Annotated in this window: 19 protein-coding genes and 1 pseudogene (1 of these 20 cut by a window edge); 12 read left to right on the forward strand and 8 right to left on the reverse strand. The window is 39.9% G+C overall.

Translation table 11 applies throughout. The annotated features are described in order from the left end of the window. From Q0192_RS10410 to Q0192_RS10430, 5 genes are all read left to right on the forward strand, one after another. On the forward strand, nucleotides 1–535 hold a 535-nt coding region (locus Q0192_RS10410; protein ID WP_299289419.1), incomplete at its 5' end, for a PfkB family carbohydrate kinase. Continuing rightward, nucleotides 522–1,091 (forward strand): D-sedoheptulose 7-phosphate isomerase, encoded by a 570-nt coding sequence (gene gmhA, locus Q0192_RS10415; RefSeq protein WP_299289420.1) that lies wholly within the window; start codon nucleotides 522–524, stop codon nucleotides 1,089–1,091. The genes Q0192_RS10410 and gmhA, both read left to right, overlap by 14 nt. Before the next feature lie 477 nt (nucleotides 1,092–1,568). Continuing rightward, nucleotides 1,569–1,949, forward strand: a complete 381-nt coding sequence (locus tag Q0192_RS10420) for a hypothetical protein (protein WP_299289421.1) — start codon at nucleotides 1,569–1,571, stop codon at nucleotides 1,947–1,949. 1 nt (nucleotide 1,950) lies between these two features. Next, nucleotides 1,951–2,484, forward strand: a complete 534-nt coding sequence (locus tag Q0192_RS10425; RefSeq protein ID WP_299289422.1) for a hypothetical protein — start codon at nucleotides 1,951–1,953, stop codon at nucleotides 2,482–2,484. Nucleotides 2,485–2,488: 4 nt separating this feature from the next. Next, nucleotides 2,489–2,971: a hypothetical protein gene (locus Q0192_RS10430; protein ID WP_299289423.1), complete on the forward strand. Its 483-nt coding sequence runs from the start codon at nucleotides 2,489–2,491 to the stop codon at nucleotides 2,969–2,971. A 118-nt stretch (nucleotides 2,972–3,089) separates the two neighbouring features. Here the strand turns inward: Q0192_RS10430 and Q0192_RS10435 are convergent, their stop codons facing one another. Continuing rightward, the gene (locus Q0192_RS10435; RefSeq protein WP_299289424.1) at nucleotides 3,090–5,297 is read right to left on the reverse strand and encodes a glycoside hydrolase family 3 C-terminal domain-containing protein; all 2,208 of its coding nucleotides are present in this window, start codon (nucleotides 5,295–5,297) and stop codon (nucleotides 3,090–3,092) included. Nucleotides 5,298–5,603: 306 nt separating this feature from the next. Here Q0192_RS10435 and Q0192_RS10440 point away from each other — a divergent pair, with 306 nt between their 5' ends. Continuing rightward, nucleotides 5,604–6,194 carry a hypothetical protein gene (locus Q0192_RS10440; protein ID WP_299289425.1) on the forward strand — a complete coding sequence of 197 codons (591 nt, stop codon included), beginning with the start codon at nucleotides 5,604–5,606 and terminating at the stop codon, nucleotides 6,192–6,194. A gap of 240 nt (nucleotides 6,195–6,434) precedes the next feature. On the opposite strand, the gene Q0192_RS10445 is transcribed toward Q0192_RS10440, so the two are convergent. Continuing rightward, complete coding sequence (locus Q0192_RS10445) at nucleotides 6,435–6,962, reverse strand: SRPBCC domain-containing protein (protein ID WP_299289426.1); 528 nt, start codon at nucleotides 6,960–6,962, stop codon at nucleotides 6,435–6,437. After that, the gene (locus Q0192_RS10450; RefSeq protein WP_299289427.1) at nucleotides 6,956–7,279 is read right to left on the reverse strand and encodes a metalloregulator ArsR/SmtB family transcription factor; all 324 of its coding nucleotides are present in this window, start codon (nucleotides 7,277–7,279) and stop codon (nucleotides 6,956–6,958) included. Before Q0192_RS10450 ends, Q0192_RS10445 begins: the two co-directional genes overlap by 7 nt. Nucleotides 7,280–7,629: 350 nt before the next feature. Between Q0192_RS10450 and msrB the strand changes: the two genes are divergently transcribed. Further along, the gene (msrB, locus tag Q0192_RS10455) at nucleotides 7,630–8,124 is read left to right on the forward strand and encodes a peptide-methionine (R)-S-oxide reductase MsrB (RefSeq protein WP_299289428.1); all 495 of its coding nucleotides are present in this window, start codon (nucleotides 7,630–7,632) and stop codon (nucleotides 8,122–8,124) included. A gap of 40 nt (nucleotides 8,125–8,164) precedes the next feature. Here msrB and Q0192_RS10460 read toward each other — a convergent pair whose 3' ends face one another. After that, entirely contained in the window at nucleotides 8,165–8,503 is a 339-nt protein-coding gene (locus Q0192_RS10460; protein WP_299289429.1) for a GIY-YIG nuclease family protein, read from the reverse strand. 65 nt (nucleotides 8,504–8,568) lie between these two features. On the opposite strand from Q0192_RS10460, the gene Q0192_RS10465 reads away from it, so the two are divergent. From Q0192_RS10465 to bioD, 4 genes are all read left to right on the forward strand, one after another. Continuing rightward, a complete protein-coding gene (locus Q0192_RS10465) occupies nucleotides 8,569–9,345 on the forward strand; it encodes a LexA family transcriptional regulator (protein WP_299289430.1) in 777 nt (258 codons plus the stop codon). A gap of 62 nt (nucleotides 9,346–9,407) precedes the next feature. Further along, a complete protein-coding gene (locus Q0192_RS10470; protein WP_299289431.1) occupies nucleotides 9,408–9,788 on the forward strand; it encodes a hypothetical protein in 381 nt (126 codons plus the stop codon). Between the two features lie 69 nt (nucleotides 9,789–9,857). Then, on the forward strand, nucleotides 9,858–11,000 hold the full coding sequence (locus tag Q0192_RS10475) for an 8-amino-7-oxononanoate synthase (protein ID WP_299289432.1): 1,143 nt from the start codon (nucleotides 9,858–9,860) through the stop codon (nucleotides 10,998–11,000). After that, entirely contained in the window at nucleotides 10,990–11,607 is a 618-nt protein-coding gene (bioD, locus tag Q0192_RS10480; RefSeq protein ID WP_299289433.1) for a dethiobiotin synthase, read from the forward strand. Before Q0192_RS10475 ends, bioD begins: the two co-directional genes overlap by 11 nt. A gap of 253 nt (nucleotides 11,608–11,860) precedes the next feature. On the opposite strand, the gene Q0192_RS10485 is transcribed toward bioD, so the two are convergent. The 4 genes from Q0192_RS10485 to Q0192_RS10500 are packed head-to-tail and all read right to left on the reverse strand — an operon-like array spanning nucleotide 11,861 to nucleotide 15,239. Continuing rightward, on the reverse strand, nucleotides 11,861–12,481 hold the full coding sequence (locus Q0192_RS10485) for a hypothetical protein (protein ID WP_299289434.1): 621 nt from the start codon (nucleotides 12,479–12,481) through the stop codon (nucleotides 11,861–11,863). Nucleotides 12,482–12,484: 3 nt separating this feature from the next. Then, nucleotides 12,485–13,744, reverse strand: a complete 1,260-nt coding sequence (gene bioA / locus Q0192_RS10490) for an adenosylmethionine--8-amino-7-oxononanoate transaminase (protein WP_299289435.1) — start codon at nucleotides 13,742–13,744, stop codon at nucleotides 12,485–12,487. Next, nucleotides 13,741–14,202, reverse strand: a complete 462-nt coding sequence (locus Q0192_RS10495; protein WP_299289436.1) for an NUDIX domain-containing protein — start codon at nucleotides 14,200–14,202, stop codon at nucleotides 13,741–13,743. The genes bioA and Q0192_RS10495 overlap by 4 nt, the downstream gene beginning before the upstream one ends. 29 nt (nucleotides 14,203–14,231) lie before the next feature. Then, a complete protein-coding gene (locus tag Q0192_RS10500; protein ID WP_299289437.1) occupies nucleotides 14,232–15,239 on the reverse strand; it encodes a cation diffusion facilitator family transporter in 1,008 nt (335 codons plus the stop codon). A 91-nt stretch (nucleotides 15,240–15,330) separates the two neighbouring features. On the opposite strand from Q0192_RS10500, the pseudogene Q0192_RS10505 reads away from it, so the two are divergent. After that, nucleotides 15,331–15,673, forward strand: a pseudogene (locus Q0192_RS10505) (pyridoxal phosphate-dependent aminotransferase); it runs 855 nt beyond the window's last position.

Raw genomic sequence — 15,673 nt, forward strand, 5'->3', positions numbered from 1 at the left:
TGCGGATATTGTTCTGTTTTCAGATTATAACAAAGGTGTGCTTTCGCCTTCGCTTTGTGCGCGTATCATTGCAGAATGCAAAAGATTGGAAAAAAAAGTCATAGTTGATCCGAAAGGTTTGGATTTTGCCAAATACCAAGATGCTTTTATCATCAAACCGAATAAAAAAGAACTGGCACAAGCGGTAAAATTTGAAAAGATCAGTTCGGCAGCAGATTTAAAAAACGCAGCGGCAGCCTTATTTGAACTGACAAACGCGAGCTATCTGGTTGTAACTTTATCGGAAGAAGGGATTGCAATCCTGACCAAAGACAGTTATCAATTATTGGACGTAAAGGCAACAGAAGTTTTTGATGTAACGGGTGCAGGCGATACCGTTTTGGCCACTTTGGCTTATTTTATTGCGCTTGGTTTTACAGTGGAAGAAGCCTGCGAACTGGCCAACCATGCAGCAGCCATTGTTATCCGGCGGGTTGGAAGCGCAAGTACTTCCGTTAAAGAAATTATTGAAGATATGGAAAATGACAACAACTGAAATGGTAGCAGCAGAATTATTCGATCATCAGCAGCTCATGGGCAAAGTAATGGAGATGCTTCTTTTACCGATAGAAAATGGGTGCGCGATGATTACCGAAACCGTTTTAAGCGGAAAGAAACTGTTGATTGCCGGCAACGGCGGAAGCGCATCCGATGCGCAACATATTGCTGCCGAATTTACCGGAAGGTTTGTAAAAGAGCGCAAACCATTGGCGGCCATTGCTTTATCTACAGATACTTCTGCTTTAACTGCCATCAGCAATGATTATGGTTTTGAAAATGTTTTCAGCCGTCAGTTGGAAGCTTTAGCCCAGCCCGGCGATCTTTTCCTGGCAATTTCTACCAGCGGCAACAGTGCCAACGTTTTAAAAGCGTTGGCATCTGCAAAAAAAGAAGGCTGCAAAACGTTGGGCTTGTCCGGCCGCGATGGCGGGAAAATGAATGAGTTATGTGATTTGAATATCGTTGTGCCTTCGGACATTACTGCCCGGGTTCAGGAAATGCATATTTTGATTGGACATATTTTTTGTAAGGCGGTGGATGATTTGTTTTAAGGTTGGATTTTCGATACTTCTTTTATGCCTATAAATTCTGTTTTTAAATAATACATCGATACAAAAAGTATAATAAACCAATGATTTTTGGTACTGTTTCCAAATGTATGATGACTATTAAAGCAGATAATAATCTTTCAAAATGTAAAACTAATTTAGCTGTAAAAGTGAAAATATCAGTTCTGATTTTATCTGCTTTTTTAACCAATTTTATACCAACATACATTTAGAAACACAACCTGATTTTTATGTGATAAAAGAAGCATAGAAAATAAATGGAATAAAATTTAAACAGGCTCTCATATAGCTAAATAATTTTTTGTGGATAAATTTAAATCTTAGAGTTAACTGTTTAAGTTAATATTAATGCTTTTTGTATAAACAGTTGTTTAACATATTTTTGCATTTAATATATTACATTTGTCCAACTTTCGTTGATATATGTCGTTAAATTAAACCTAACGATGAATTTACATTATGGTACAGGACAATACAAGCAAAGATTTTACTTTCAAATACGTTAAACCTCTTAGTTTTAAGACAGCTAAAATTGATGGGATTATTGGCGGTCTTAATGTAAAACGAGAAATCAGTATGAATTTCTATGTTGATGCTATTGATCTGCCATCAGATGTTATTCATACTGTTAACGAAAATACAACTATTGGTGATCCGATACTTGAAAATAAAAAAACACAATCAGCGCTTAGGGAGTTACTAAGTGGTGTAAATTTTGATATTCAAACTGCTAAATCGATAGTAGTTTGGCTAAATGATAAGATAAAAGAAGCTGAAAAACAAAATGCAGAAATAGTGGAACTCGCTACTAAGCAATCTAACAAATTAATAGATAGTTGATATGTTACTCCCCACAATCCCAGCTAATACGCCATCTCCTATCTTTAAAGATAATTTATCAAATGCCCTATCTCAACCCAGTGTTGCGTCAGGAGGAGAGTTTGTTGTTTTATACAGTTCTTCACAAAAAGATTCTACACTATTATTTGCTAAACCTTCAAGTAACGTTTCCTACATAAATGATTTCGAACCTATCATTGGTATCGACTCTTACTTTGACGATCTTGTCTATAAAGCATCAATAAGAGATTACATATTGCCGAACAAGTCTATAAAAATTGTACTAAGTGGAATCTTAAGCTTTCTTAAATCCAAGAAAATTTCTTTTAAAAATCTTTATGCTTTACAAGAAGGTGGAGTTGCCTTAGATTTTAGAGTTAACAACAAAAAATATCTCGTTGAGTTATTTAATGACAATGAAGATGTTTTTTCTATTCAGGAAATAAATCAACCAATAAAAGCATGGGATTTGAATCACTCAAAACTTTTAAAAATGTTGGTCTCTACAATTAGTAATGATTTGCGAGGAATGTAAACAATTGGGTATCCCTGAATACCTTTGTAAAAACGACAAACCAATTATCAACACTTTCGGGCAGGACGAATTATTATACAGAAGACATTATTGTATAGGAACAGAAGTTGATATAAAAGACAGTAAGGATACGATTACTCAAATATTTAAGATACACGATGACTCATATAATAAATCTTCGTTATCCCATCCATTAGACGTATTATTGAACGATAATCCTAATTATCCTAAAGACGTTTATTTAAATTATGGCGTAATTAAAATAAACGTCTCTAAGTTATTAGAAGTAGGATTACACCAGATAAATAATGACCTAAGAAAATTTACTTTAGCTCCCAAACATATTCCGACGGATTGTAATTACGCTCATTGCGAAATACATTGTTTAGTAGATGGATTTAAAGCCGAAAAAAAACCAAAATCAATTACCACAGTATTTAGACTAATTTTGGGGGAAATGTTTGAAGTAGTCAAAGAAGCTTCATAAGACCAAATGTTTTTTCATAACAGCTATCTTGTTGGTCAAAATTTGCAATCCCTGCTCTTTGAGCTTGAGATTTTCAATCTTATTATTTAAACATCAACTTCATTTATATTACCTCTCATCAAATCACCCGCATCACCCTCCCAACCGTTTTTTTACTAACCTGCGTTTTCGCATCCGGCTGGCTTCCGCCAATACTCACCATTATACTGCCTGGCAATTCTTTTAAAGTTCCTTGCTCATCTACCAATGATAAATCGGGAATGGTTAAAGTAAAGCTGACATTCCTACTTTCCCCGGCTTTTAAAAATATCCTTTTAAAACCTTTTAATGCCCGAATGGGCGCATCGGCTGTTGCTTTTATATGCGACAAATAAAGCTGCACCACTTCTTCCCCATCCATTTTCCCGGTGTTGGTTACTTTTACGCTGACGATGGTGTTTTTACCGGCAGGAATTTGATACGGCACTTGCAACTCGCTGTATTTAAACGTGGTGTAGCTCAAGCCATAACCAAAAGCATACAAAGGCTGGCCTTTAAAATAGCGGTAAGTGCGGTTGTTCATGGAGTAATCCTGGAAAGAAGGCAAATCCTCGTCGCTTTTGTAAAAAGTAACCGGCAAGCGGCCAGCCGGGTTGTAATCACCAAATAAAACATCGGCTAAAGCGGTTCCGGCTGCTTGTCCGCCATACCAGGCATTTACAATTGTCGGGATATTCTCTGCTTCCCAGGGAATAGCCAACGCGCTGCCTGTCATCATCACAAAAACTATCGGTTTGCCCGTAGCTTTTAAAGCTTTCAGCAAATTGGTTTGCACTTCCGGCAAAGCGATGGAAGTGCGGTCGCCGCCGTTAAAGCCCGGCTGGTTCACCTTCATCTCCTCGCCTTCCAGCTTCGGCGAAATACCGCCAACAAAAATAATCGCGTCTGCATCTTTTACCTCATCGGCGATTGCTTTTAAATCTTGTTTTCCCGCTAACGCGGATGTAAAATCAACTGCTTTATCATAAAACACTTCTGTTCCGCTGCCCAGTTTTTCTTTGATGGCTTGTAATGGCGTTGTTAATTTGGATGGATGGCCATTGTAATTTCCTAAAACAGTTATGGAATCATCAGCATTCGGGCCTAAAACCGCAATCTTTCTCAGCTTTTTGCTTAACGGAAGCGTTTGTTTTTCGTTCTTCAGTAACACGATGGACTGATGCGCCATTTTTAAAGCATGTTCCTGGTGTTCCGGGCTTTCTAAAACGCTTAACGGAATTTGTGCAAACTTTACTTGTTCCTTTGGGTCAAACAAACCCAAACGAAAACGGATGGTAAACAATCTTTTTACAGAAACATTGATTTGATCTTCGGTTAGTTTTTTATCCTGAACTGCTTTGATTAAAGATTTGTAAGTTACGTTTCCGCATTCTACATCCGTTCCATGCAGAACCGCATCGGCAGCGGCACTTTCCGCATCAGCACTGGTTTTGTGGTGTTCGTAAAAATCATCAATCGCACCACAATCCGAAGTTACGTAACCTTTAAAATTCCACTCGTTACGCAAAATATTGTTCATCAATAGATCGCTGCCACAGCAAGGCTGGCCTTTAAAAGCGTTGTAAGCACACATCACGCCTGCCACTTTTGCGTTTACCACCAACTCCCGGAAAGCCGGCAAATAAGTGTCCCACAAATCATGGTCGCTTACGTTTACATCAAACTCATGTCGTGATGGTTCCGGCCCACTATGGATGGCATAATGTTTGGCGCAAGCCGCTGCTTTTAAATACTTCGGATCATTGCCTTGCAAACCTGATACAAACGCTTTTCCCAACGTTCCTGTTAAATACGGGTCTTCGCCGTAAGTTTCCTGTCCCCTTCCCCAACGCGGGTCGCGGAAAATATTGATGTTGGGCGTCCAATAAGTTAAGCCGAGGTAAATACCAGTTTTGCCGGTCCGCGTACTTTCATTGTTGATGGCCCGGCCTTCTTCAGCTGTAAAATCGGCCATTTGGTGCAAAGAATTGGCATCAAAAGTAGCGGCCATGGCAATTGCCTGCGGATAAACTGTTGTTTTGAAAGGCGTACGCGCAACGCCGTGCAAACATTCGTTCCACCAATTGTAAGCCGGAATATTTAAACGCGGGATTGCTGGCGCAGCATTCAACATTTGGTAAACTTTTTCTTCTAAAGTCAGCTGAGAAACCAAATCGTTTACACGTGTTTCTATTGGCAGGTCGGGATTTTGGAACGGATATTGAAAATGCTTTTTTACCGACCAGGAAGGAAGCAGAAACAAGGATAAAACAGCAATTGCTGCTATGGTGAAAAAGTTTTTCTTCATTTTAAAAAGCTTTAATTTGGAAAACGACAACCCACGAATATATTTCTTTTTAACAGTCTGCCTAAATTTTATGCCATAAAAGAAGCATCAGTTATTCTTCTAAAATAATTTTTAATTTTAAGAGCCTGTTTAAATTTAATATCAGAAGAAATGCCATGCTTCTTTTACCCTATAAAAATTGGTATTTGCATCCGTTTCAATCAATCAAAAACGAAATGCACACCAATTTTTAGGCGATAAAAGAAGCATAGAAATTTTAATAAGTAAATTTTTAAACAGGCCTAAATTAACGGCACAAATTTTACCATGATAAAAACAGTATTCGTTTTCCTCCTAATTATTTGCTTTGCTTCCGCTCAGGCACAATACAACACCAAAATTTACAATCAATACTTGGATTTTAACGAAGCACAATCCAAAAATGATAATTCAAAAGCCATGTTAAAAGCCGACAGCATTTTGCATAGTTCGGAAAAACTTCCGATCAAAGCACAAACGAGTTTTTACAGAAGGTTGGCCAAATTGTATGAAGACCAAAACCAGCCCGAAAAAGCGATTTTGTACAATGAAAAAGTTTTGCAAGCAGTGCCAGATTTTTACATTTCGCACCGGGCTTTGGGTTACTTGTATTTGTTGCCAACCAATAATTTAGTTGATAAAATGAACCAGGCCAAAAGCAATTCAGCCGAACATCAAAAGTATCAATCCCAATATTTTAAGGCGATAGAAACAGCATTGCCACATTTGGAAAAAGCCGAAGCTTGCGACCATGACGATGCAACTTTGGATTTGATCAAAGGTTTGTACCAAAAACTAAACGACAAAGCCGGCCTGGCTGGATTGGATAAACGTTTGAAATTGTTGCGGGCAAATTGTATTGATTTGTTGACAGATTAACTTAGATTTTAGCCGGAATAATTGTACCGGTTTCCTGCTCGTTAAAAAACTGCAATTGTATTTTTTGCAAGCGTTTTTGCTTCCGGCCTGGCAATCGTTCCGGCACTTATCAATACTAATTTTGGGTATAAGTTTAACCGGTTTGCTTTTTTGGTTTGGCAAAATAGAGGTATTCAAAATTCAAATGTTTAATTCAATACAAAAACTTCCATTTTGCCAAACCAAGGTTAGCAGTTTTTTCTATTGTTGTAAAGTTGGCAACAGGTTTTCCAAGTAGTTCAAAATCATGGTAAATCCTCCCTGGAAGCCCATTTCGATCATCTTCTCCATACGATCAAGAGACTCGTTATAAATCGTAATACTCACTTTTGTGGTTCCGTTTTGCTCGCTAAAGTTCAAGTCCCATTCAGAACTTGGCAGTTCAGGGTTTTCATCTTTGTCTGCAAAAGCACTCAACATTTTGAAATTGGTTGTGGGGTTAATGGAAGTAAATTCCTGAAGTGACCAATGTTCTTGTCCTTCCGGGCTTACCATTGCATAAAACCTTCGTCCGCCAACTTTAAAATCCATAAATTTTGTTTTTGATAACCAGGGTTTAGGTGCCCACCATTGGTCAAGGATTTCTTGTTTGGTAAAAGCATTCCACACCAGCGGAAGTTCGGCAGCAAATTCCCTGTTTACAAATACCGTTTTTGTTGTTTTGTCAACGGTAAAATCAAATAGCAAATTGTTTTTTCCCGCCTTGCGGGATTTCTCTTCGTTTAACATTTTTCCTGTTTTTTAATTGTTGATAATACTTTGTCAAGTTGATCGAACCGGGCTTCCCAAATTTTTCTGAATTGGTTCAGCCAATGGTCAACCTCTTTCATTTTTTCAATTTCAAGTGAGTAGTAAATTTCCCTGCCTTGTTGTTCCTGTTTTACGAGTTCGCATTCTATAAGCACGCGCAAATGTTTAGAAACAGCTTGCCGGGTAGTGTTAAAGTTGTTGGCAATGGCGTTTGGTGTCATAGCTTGCAACGCAATCAAGGCAATAATTGCCCGCCTTGTCGGGTCGGCTATTGCCTGAAAAATATCTCGTCTCATGTTGTTTGACTTTTGTTCGAAACCAATTGGTTGCAAATATATGTGCAACCAAACAGTTTCGCAAATTTTTTTAACTAAATGAAAGTTATTTTTAGAAGGCAGACTTGGAAGGTTGTCAAAGTTGACGTTAACGAACTTGTTTAAACTTGTTCTTTTGTACTTTACACCGTGCTTCTTTTACGGCCTAAAAATTGGTATTGCCTGGCATTTGATTTGTACAATCTGGGTACAAGCACTAATTTTTTATGCGGTAAAAGAAGCATCAATTCAAAAAATACGTTTAAACAACCTTAACTTATATTGACGCAGGTTTTACAAACTTTTGTAAAAAAATTTTCGTTTGTTAAAGTATGAAACGTTTAATATTAATTGCAATTACGGCGGCATCTGTCAGTTTTTTTGGTTGCCAAAATATAAATGGACAGGACAAAGTGGCCAGCAATCAGCCAAAAAGAAAAATTGTAAAAACCAATGCCGAATGGAAAAAAGAACTTTCGCCAACGGCTTATGAAATTATGGTTGAAAGAGGCACGGAACCACCTTTTCAAAACCCCTACTACAACAACCACCAAAAAGGTATTTATGTAAGTGCCGCAACCGGCGAACCTTTATTTTCTTCTAATGATAAATTTGAATCAGGAACGGGCTGGCCAAGTTTTGTAAAGCCAATTGACCCAAGCAAAATCGAAATTGTGCACGACAGTAGTTACGGCATGGACCGCGATGAAGTGATCGAAAAAAGTACAGGTTTCCATTTAGGCCACGTTTTTGATGATGGCCCGGCCGATCGTGGCGGAAAACGTTATTGCATGAATTCCGCTGCATTTAAGTTTGTAAAGAAGTAACCGATGCTTCTTTTATCGGCATAAAATTGAATTCGCTTTATCAGTTTAAAGCGAATTCATATTTTAAGCCCAGCGTTAAATCAACCCAATCCGGGTTTACCGAACGGATCATCTGCTCTTTCTGGCTTCGGGTAAAACAGCTTACGGTTTCGAAACGCTTTACCGCAACCGCTTCCGAGTTTAGTTCTTCAAAATAAATCAACCGGTTCAACTGGTTGGAACTGTCGTAAAACAACGTTGGCATTTGCTGGTAAAACTGCAGGGTTTTAACCAAATCAGAGCACATCCCCACGTGCAAACTGTTCCGGTTACGGTCAGTAATAATATACATAATTTTTTTTCCTGGTTTTGTAGCAGAACGTGCTTTTAAATTTTGCATAGTTAATTTTTATTACTAATTTTATTCGCACTAAAGTACTAATTAATTTAGTAATACCAAATTTTATGTCAAAAATTTCATCAAACATTAAATACCTTCGAAAAAAGAAAGGGTTAACGCAGCAACAGTTTGCAGATCAGTTACTTATCAAAAGATCATTAGTTGGTGCATACGAGGAAGACCGGGCTGATCCGAAATATGAATTGCTAAATACAATAGCAAATTTTTTCGAAATTCCGATCGGAGATTTTATAAATGAAGACATCAACGACAAATATCCGCCGAAGAAAAAGCAGGAAAACGATAACGTGCGCATTTTAAGTGTTTCGGTAGATCAAAACGACCGCCAGAATATCGAGTTGGTTCCGTATAAAGCAAGTGCTGGTTATTTAAACGGTTATTCTGATCCTGAATTTATCAGCCAGTTGCCAAAATTCCATTTGCCGATGCTGAAACAAGGCACTTACCGCGCTTTTGAAATCACCGGGGATTCGATGCTGCCGGTTTATCCCGGTTCAATTATCGTGGCTGAGTATTTGGAGAATTGGGCGGAAATTAAATCCGGCGAAACTTATGTAGTCATCAGCAAAGACGACGGCGTGGTTTACAAACGCATCGGCAATAAATTTAAAGCTAACAAAAAGCTGAAACTGGTTTCGGACAACCCGGTTTATGAGCCTTACGAAATCAACCCGGAAGATATTTTGGAGATTTGGAAATCAAAAGCTTATATTTCAACCCATTTCCCGGAGCCAACGCCTGATCCGACTTTAGAAAGCCTGACTTCGATGATGACGCAGATGCAAAAATCTATCGCCAGTTTGCAGCAAAGCAACAATTAAGTTACAAGTTTGGGTTTAAACTATAGGCTGTTATCTTTATCCTATAAACTAAACTGAAAAACATGAAAAGATTATTGTTGATGTTGTGCCTGGTTGCAGGTATAACTACTTTGAGCAAAGCTCAGGGCGGCGGCCAACGCAGGTCTCCGGAAGAACAAGCCAAACAATTGCAAACACAATTGAAGCTGACAGACGATCAAACAACTAAGATTACTTCCATTATGCAGATGCAAAGCACCAAAATGGACAGTATCAGAACGGCTGCAAACGGCGACCGTGATGCGATGAGATCAGGAATGATGACTGTTATGCAGGCGATGACACCAAAAATCAAAGCTGTTTTAACGCCAGAACAAGCTACAGCTTATGATAAAATGCAGGCAGAAAGGCGCGCAAGAATGCAAAACGGTGGCGGTGGCGCTCCTCCATCACCACAAAAATAATTTGATAAACTACTAATTTTTGAAAAGCGGCCGCAAGCCGCTTTTCTTATTTTAAACTAAATTTGGCGGATGAGCCAGGCCGAAGATTTCATACAAAAAAAACTAACAGAACGTTTGCAGCTCGACAATTTTAGGGTGCTAAAAACAGTATCAGGCTTGGTTGATTTTTGCTCGAACGATTATTTAGGTTTTGCCCGATCTGAAAAGTTGAAAGCTTTGGTTGAGGCAGAAATCCAGCAATATCCAAACTATCCAAATGGTTCGGGCGGATCAAGGTTGTTGACCGGAAACACAGCTTTTACCGAAGCATTAGAGCAACAAATTGCCGATTTTCATCAGGCAGAAGCGGGCTTAATTTTCAATTCCGGCTACGATGCCAACCTCGGTTTGTTTGCTAGCTTGCCGCAACGCGGCGACACCATTATTACCGATGAACTGATCCACGCTTGTATTATTGATGGTGTGCGTTTAAGTTATGCCAACCGTTTTATTTTCAAACATAACGACTTGAACGATCTGGAAAAGAAGCTGCAAAACGCTAAAGGAATAATTTATGTGGCTGTGGAAAGCGTGTATTCGATGGATGGCGATGAAGCGCCGTTGGCAGATTTGGTAACACTCGCCCAAAAATATAACGCAAATTTAATTGTGGACGAAGCACACGCAACAGGCGTTTTTGGAAGCGGGCTGGTTCAAAAACTTAAATTGGAAAATGAAGTTTTTGCCCGAACGGTAACTTTTGGAAAAGCGTTGGGTTCGCACGGCGCAATTGTTTTAGGCAGCGAAAATCTTAGAAACTACCTGATCAATTTTGCACGTTCTTTTATTTATACTACTGCGCCGGCTTTTCATCAATTGCTCACAACGAAGATAGCTTACCAATTGTTGAAATCTTCTCAAAAAGAACAAAAAAAGTTGAACAAATTAATTGCCATGTTTAAAAAAGAGGTGCAAAAGAAGCATCAATATCAACTGATTGAAAGCAACAGTGCCATTCAATCTATCCTAATTCCCGGAAATGCCGAAGCAAAACAGAAAGCAGCATTTCTGCAAAAAAACGGTTTTGATGTCCGCGCTATTTTAAGCTCAACGGTTGCTGCGGGAATGGAACGGCTGCGGATTTGCTTACACAGTTATAATACGGAAGCGGAAATTATTAGATTGAGTTCAGCCATCAACAATCCGCTTTCGGCCAACAACCATGAACCATGAACTATTGACCATGAACCAACCCAAACCTATGAACACAAATCAACCTAAACCGCTTTTTGTAACCGGAATTGGAACCGGCGTTGGCAAAACTTATGTTTCGGCACATTTGGTGGAAACGATGCAGGCCGATTATTGGAAGCCGATACAATCCGGCGATTTGGAAGCAACGGATACGATGAAAGTGCGCAATATGGTCCAAAATCCGGTTTCTGTTTTTCATCCCGAAGCTTACCGTTTAACGCAACCTTTTTCGCCGCATAAATCTGCAGAATTGGATGGCATTGTAATTAACCCGGCGAACATCATTCTCCCCAAAACACAAAACCAATTGATTATAGAAGGTGCGGGCGGTTTGATGGTTCCGTTGAACGATTCGTTTTTGATGATTGATCTGATTGTGCAACTGCAAGCCGAAGTAGTTTTGGTGGTGATGCATTATTTGGGCAGCATTAACCACACGTTGCTTTCCATCGAAATGTTGAAGCAGAAAGGCTTGCCCATTAACCGCATCATTTTTAATGGCATAAAAGAAGCATTTTCAGAAAATGTGATTCAAGGCCTGCATCCGGAGTTGAATTATGGGTATTTGGATTGGATGGAGAGCTAAGTTTCTTTGTCCGTTCTTTTTTCTTGATAAAAAAGAACCAAAAAATCAAGCATTTCGGATCGCTTCCGGGCGGCATTCAGCCTTACGCTCCTGGGTGGTTACCTTTTTGGTTGTCGTTCTGGCGTTGTAAACAAGTATTGTCATTTTGATCCGAAGAGAGAAATCTTATTTCAATAAAAAGATCTGTTTGCGTTGAAGAAGATTCCTCCTATCGTTGGAATGACAAAAGGCCGAGTCAGCATAAAAACAATCCTTATTCCGCCACAACCCCAATTTCTCGTTCCAAACTTTGCAGCCAATTATGATACAAGTTCGTTTCTATGGATACTGCTTTTACCGCATGTTTTTCCCAATCTTGTGAAAACTGGCGCAACTGGTTCAGCATTTCTTCCAAGTGGCCCTCCTCTTCCAAAATAATTGATTTTACATTTACCTTGCTTTCGGCATTGGTCAAAACTTCCTGGTAAATTGGGTACAATTCGTCGGCACGAACTTCTATCGCGTAAGTAACTAACAGATATGCTGCAAACCGAAGTTCTTTTCCTTTCAATCCAAGTTCAGTTTTTAAATAACGGCAAACTTCTACATCTAAACGATTAAGGTAAAACTTACTATCTCGCGGAGCCAATAAATAATCCAAAGCGTAAGTTGGGCATAAATTTTCGCCTAATTTTTCCAGTTGTTTTTTCAGGTAAAAAGCATGTCGGTGTTCTTCCGCAGCATGTTTTAAAATGATATAAGTTACCGTTTCACTGTCTTCGCTGGCAGAAATTTTTCGGGCACCGGTGTTTTCCATTAAAGATAAAGTATTAAGCCATTTTGCATGCAAGTTTGGATGGGCAACTATGGATGAAAATAAAGTGTTTGTGTTCATAAATTAAAAGGTTTCCAAAGCATCTTCAACAGCCAGATAAAGCTGGTTCAACTGCTCATCGGTGATGCAATAAGGCGTTAAAAAATAAATGATATTGCCCAGCGGCCGTAAAATAATGTTTTTGGCGAGGAAAAACTGGTAAAGCCGGTCGCGCAGGTTGCTGAAATAAGAGGTTTCGGTATTCCATTCCATCGCTAAAATTGTTCCGGTTTGGCGGATGATTTTTAGTTTTGGGTGGATGCTGTTTTTATCGGCAAAAAGTTGGTGGCGTTTGCAAATCCGTTCGATATTTTCCATCGTTTCGGGTTGAAGGAAAAGCTCCAAACTGGCCAAAGCAGCGGCACAGGCAATCGGATTGGCGGTAAAAGAATGGCCATGAAAAAGCGTTTTGTGTTTATCTTCTGATAAAAAAGCTTCGTAAATCTGGTTGCTGCAGGTTGTAATCCCCAAAGGCATTGTCCCGCCGGTCAATCCTTTTGAAAAGCACATCAGATCGGGTTTTTCCTGCAAATGATCGCAGGCAAAACGTTTTCCGGTACGGCCAAAACCGGTCATCACTTCATCGGCAATCAACAAAATATTTTCCTGGCGGCAATGCGCCATCAGCTCATCCAAATATTTCGCTTCATACATCAACATTCCCGCCGAACCTTGCACCAACGGCTCAAAGATGAAGCAGATAAGTTCATGGCTCATGGTTGATAGTTGATGGCAGAGCGCCTGGATATTCTCCTCATTCGGCAAATCAATAAACTCAACTTCAAACAAATACGGATCAAAAGAAGCCGTAAAAGCCGAGCGCGCACTTACCGACATCGCGCCAAAAGTATCGCCATGATAGGCATTTTTTAGTGCCAAAATTTTGGTGCGCGGCTTGCCTTGGTTGCTCCAATATTGCATGCACATTTTTAAAGCGACTTCAACAGCCGTAGAACCATTATCGGAATAAAAAACCTTTTGCTGGCTCTGCGGAAGGATTTCCAGCAATTGTTCGGCCAGTAAAACTGCGGTTGGATGCGTAAAACCGGCAAAAATAACATGCTCTAAAATGTGCAATTGCTCCGAAACTTTTTGCGCGATATACGGGTGCGCGTGGCCATGAATGTTGACCCACCAGGAAGAAACGGCATCTAAATAAGCCTTTCCTTCGTCATCAAACAACAAAGCACCTTTTCCTTTTACAATCGGGATTGGCGGCGCGGCCGTTTGCATTTGCGTATACGGGTGCCAGATTACTTTTAAATCACGTTCCGTCCAGTTCATAGTTTGGTTTTCAACAATAATTCTACGGCTTTTTGATCGGCGGGAAAAGTAACGTCTTCAATTTTAAGCTGATCGAGATCAATCCAACGGAAAGCTTGAAAACTGCCGCCTTCTTCTTTAATCCCGTCAAAATCAAACGGTACTGTTTTTACCGGTAAATTTATGGTGCCGATGTTTTTAACAAGATAGTAAACGCTGATGATTTGCGTATCGTCAAAAGCAGATTTTAGGTAGAAATCGGTGGTGTAAAAATGGCTGAGGATTTCCACGCCGAAATCACATTCTTCCATAAATTCCCGTTTTAAGCCGTCTAATAAACCTTCACCGTATTCCAATCCGCCGCCGGGAAATTTAGAGAATTTCATGCCGTATTCCAGTTCGTCGCTGATGAGCAATTGCCGCTTTTCGTTCAGCAGCAAACCGTAAACACGCACGTTAAAAGGATATTTTTTCAGCATAAATTTTAGGTGGTAAAAGAAGCATTCGGTTATTCGTGGTACGCAATAGAAACGGTTTCGTCTGTTGCAAAGTGCTTGTTGTTTTGCGTTACGCGCTCCATGTCCCAAACATAATCCACCGTTTTTTCGTGCGAGCGGATGGGGCAATTGGGCATCCGGCAATAATAGCAGCACTCGGGCAAACAAGGATCGGCATGAATAAAAAACTCGGTTTTGATGTGCGCAAACTTGTTTACATATTTATCGGCCTGAGAAACTTCATCGTGTACACGCGTGAGATCGAAATAGTTGGGCAAGGTCATGTGGCAATCAATGTGCAGTTCGTTGCCGTAACGTTGGGCGCGCAGGTTGTGGATGTCTATCCATTCTTCTTTCCGGTTATCGTTTAGGATTTTTAGAATATCGTCCACCATCGAAAAATCGGCTTCGTCCATCAACCCAGCAACCGATTTTCGTACCAATTTATAAGCGGTATAAACGATAAACAAACCAACCGCGATGGAAAGAACGCTGTCGAGGATTTCTATTTTGGTGAAGTAGATCAACACCAAACCCAACACCAAACCGGCACTGGTTACGGCATCGGTAATCAAATGGCGGCCGTCGCCTTCAATCGTAATCGAAAGCATTTTTTTCCCCTGACGGATCATGTAAAATCCCAAAAAACCGTTGATTAAACCGGTAATGCCGATGATGATGGCGCCAATCAACAATTGCTGCACCATATGCGGGTAAAAAAGGTTGTAAATGGATTTGAAAATGATGACGATGCCGGCTACCATAATCAACGCGCCTTCCAAAAAAACGGAGAAAAATTCCACCTTGCCGTGTCCGTACGGATGGTTCACGTCGCGCGGCCGGGCCGAAAACCAGATGCTAAAAAAAGCAAAGGCACTGGCCACCACGTTCACGATACTTTCGGCGGCATCGGCCAAAATAAAGTTAGAATCGGTAATGAAGTAAGCTGTAAACTTGGCCAACATCAGGACAAACCCGGTGATCAAAGCATACAAAATAATCCTTCTTTGTTTTTGCACGATGCTGTTTTTATACCACAAAAATATAAAATAACACGCCGAAACCGCCTTAAAGTTATTTTCTATATTTGCCCGCAACAATCCAATCAGTATGAGTATTTTAAGCGACAGAATAAACAACCTTTCCGAATCTGCAACCATAAAAATGGCCAAATTGGGCCGCGAATTAGCCGCAAAAGGCGTTGATGTAATCAGTTTGAGTTTTGGCGAACCTGATTTCCACACGCCGGAACATATCAAAGCCGCCGCCAAAGATGCGATGGACAAAAACTTTACGTATTACACGCCTGTGGCCGGCTACCCGGATTTGCGCAAAGCGATCGCCCAAAAATTAAAAAACGAAAATAATTTAGACTACGATGCTTCGGATATCGTGGTTTCTACCGGCGCCAAGCAAGCCATTGCCAATGCCGTTTTGTGTTTGGTAAATCCGG

It is taken from the genome of uncultured Mucilaginibacter sp., assembly GCF_937859865.1.
Taxonomy (GTDB): Bacteria; Bacteroidota; Bacteroidia; order Sphingobacteriales; family Sphingobacteriaceae; genus Mucilaginibacter_A.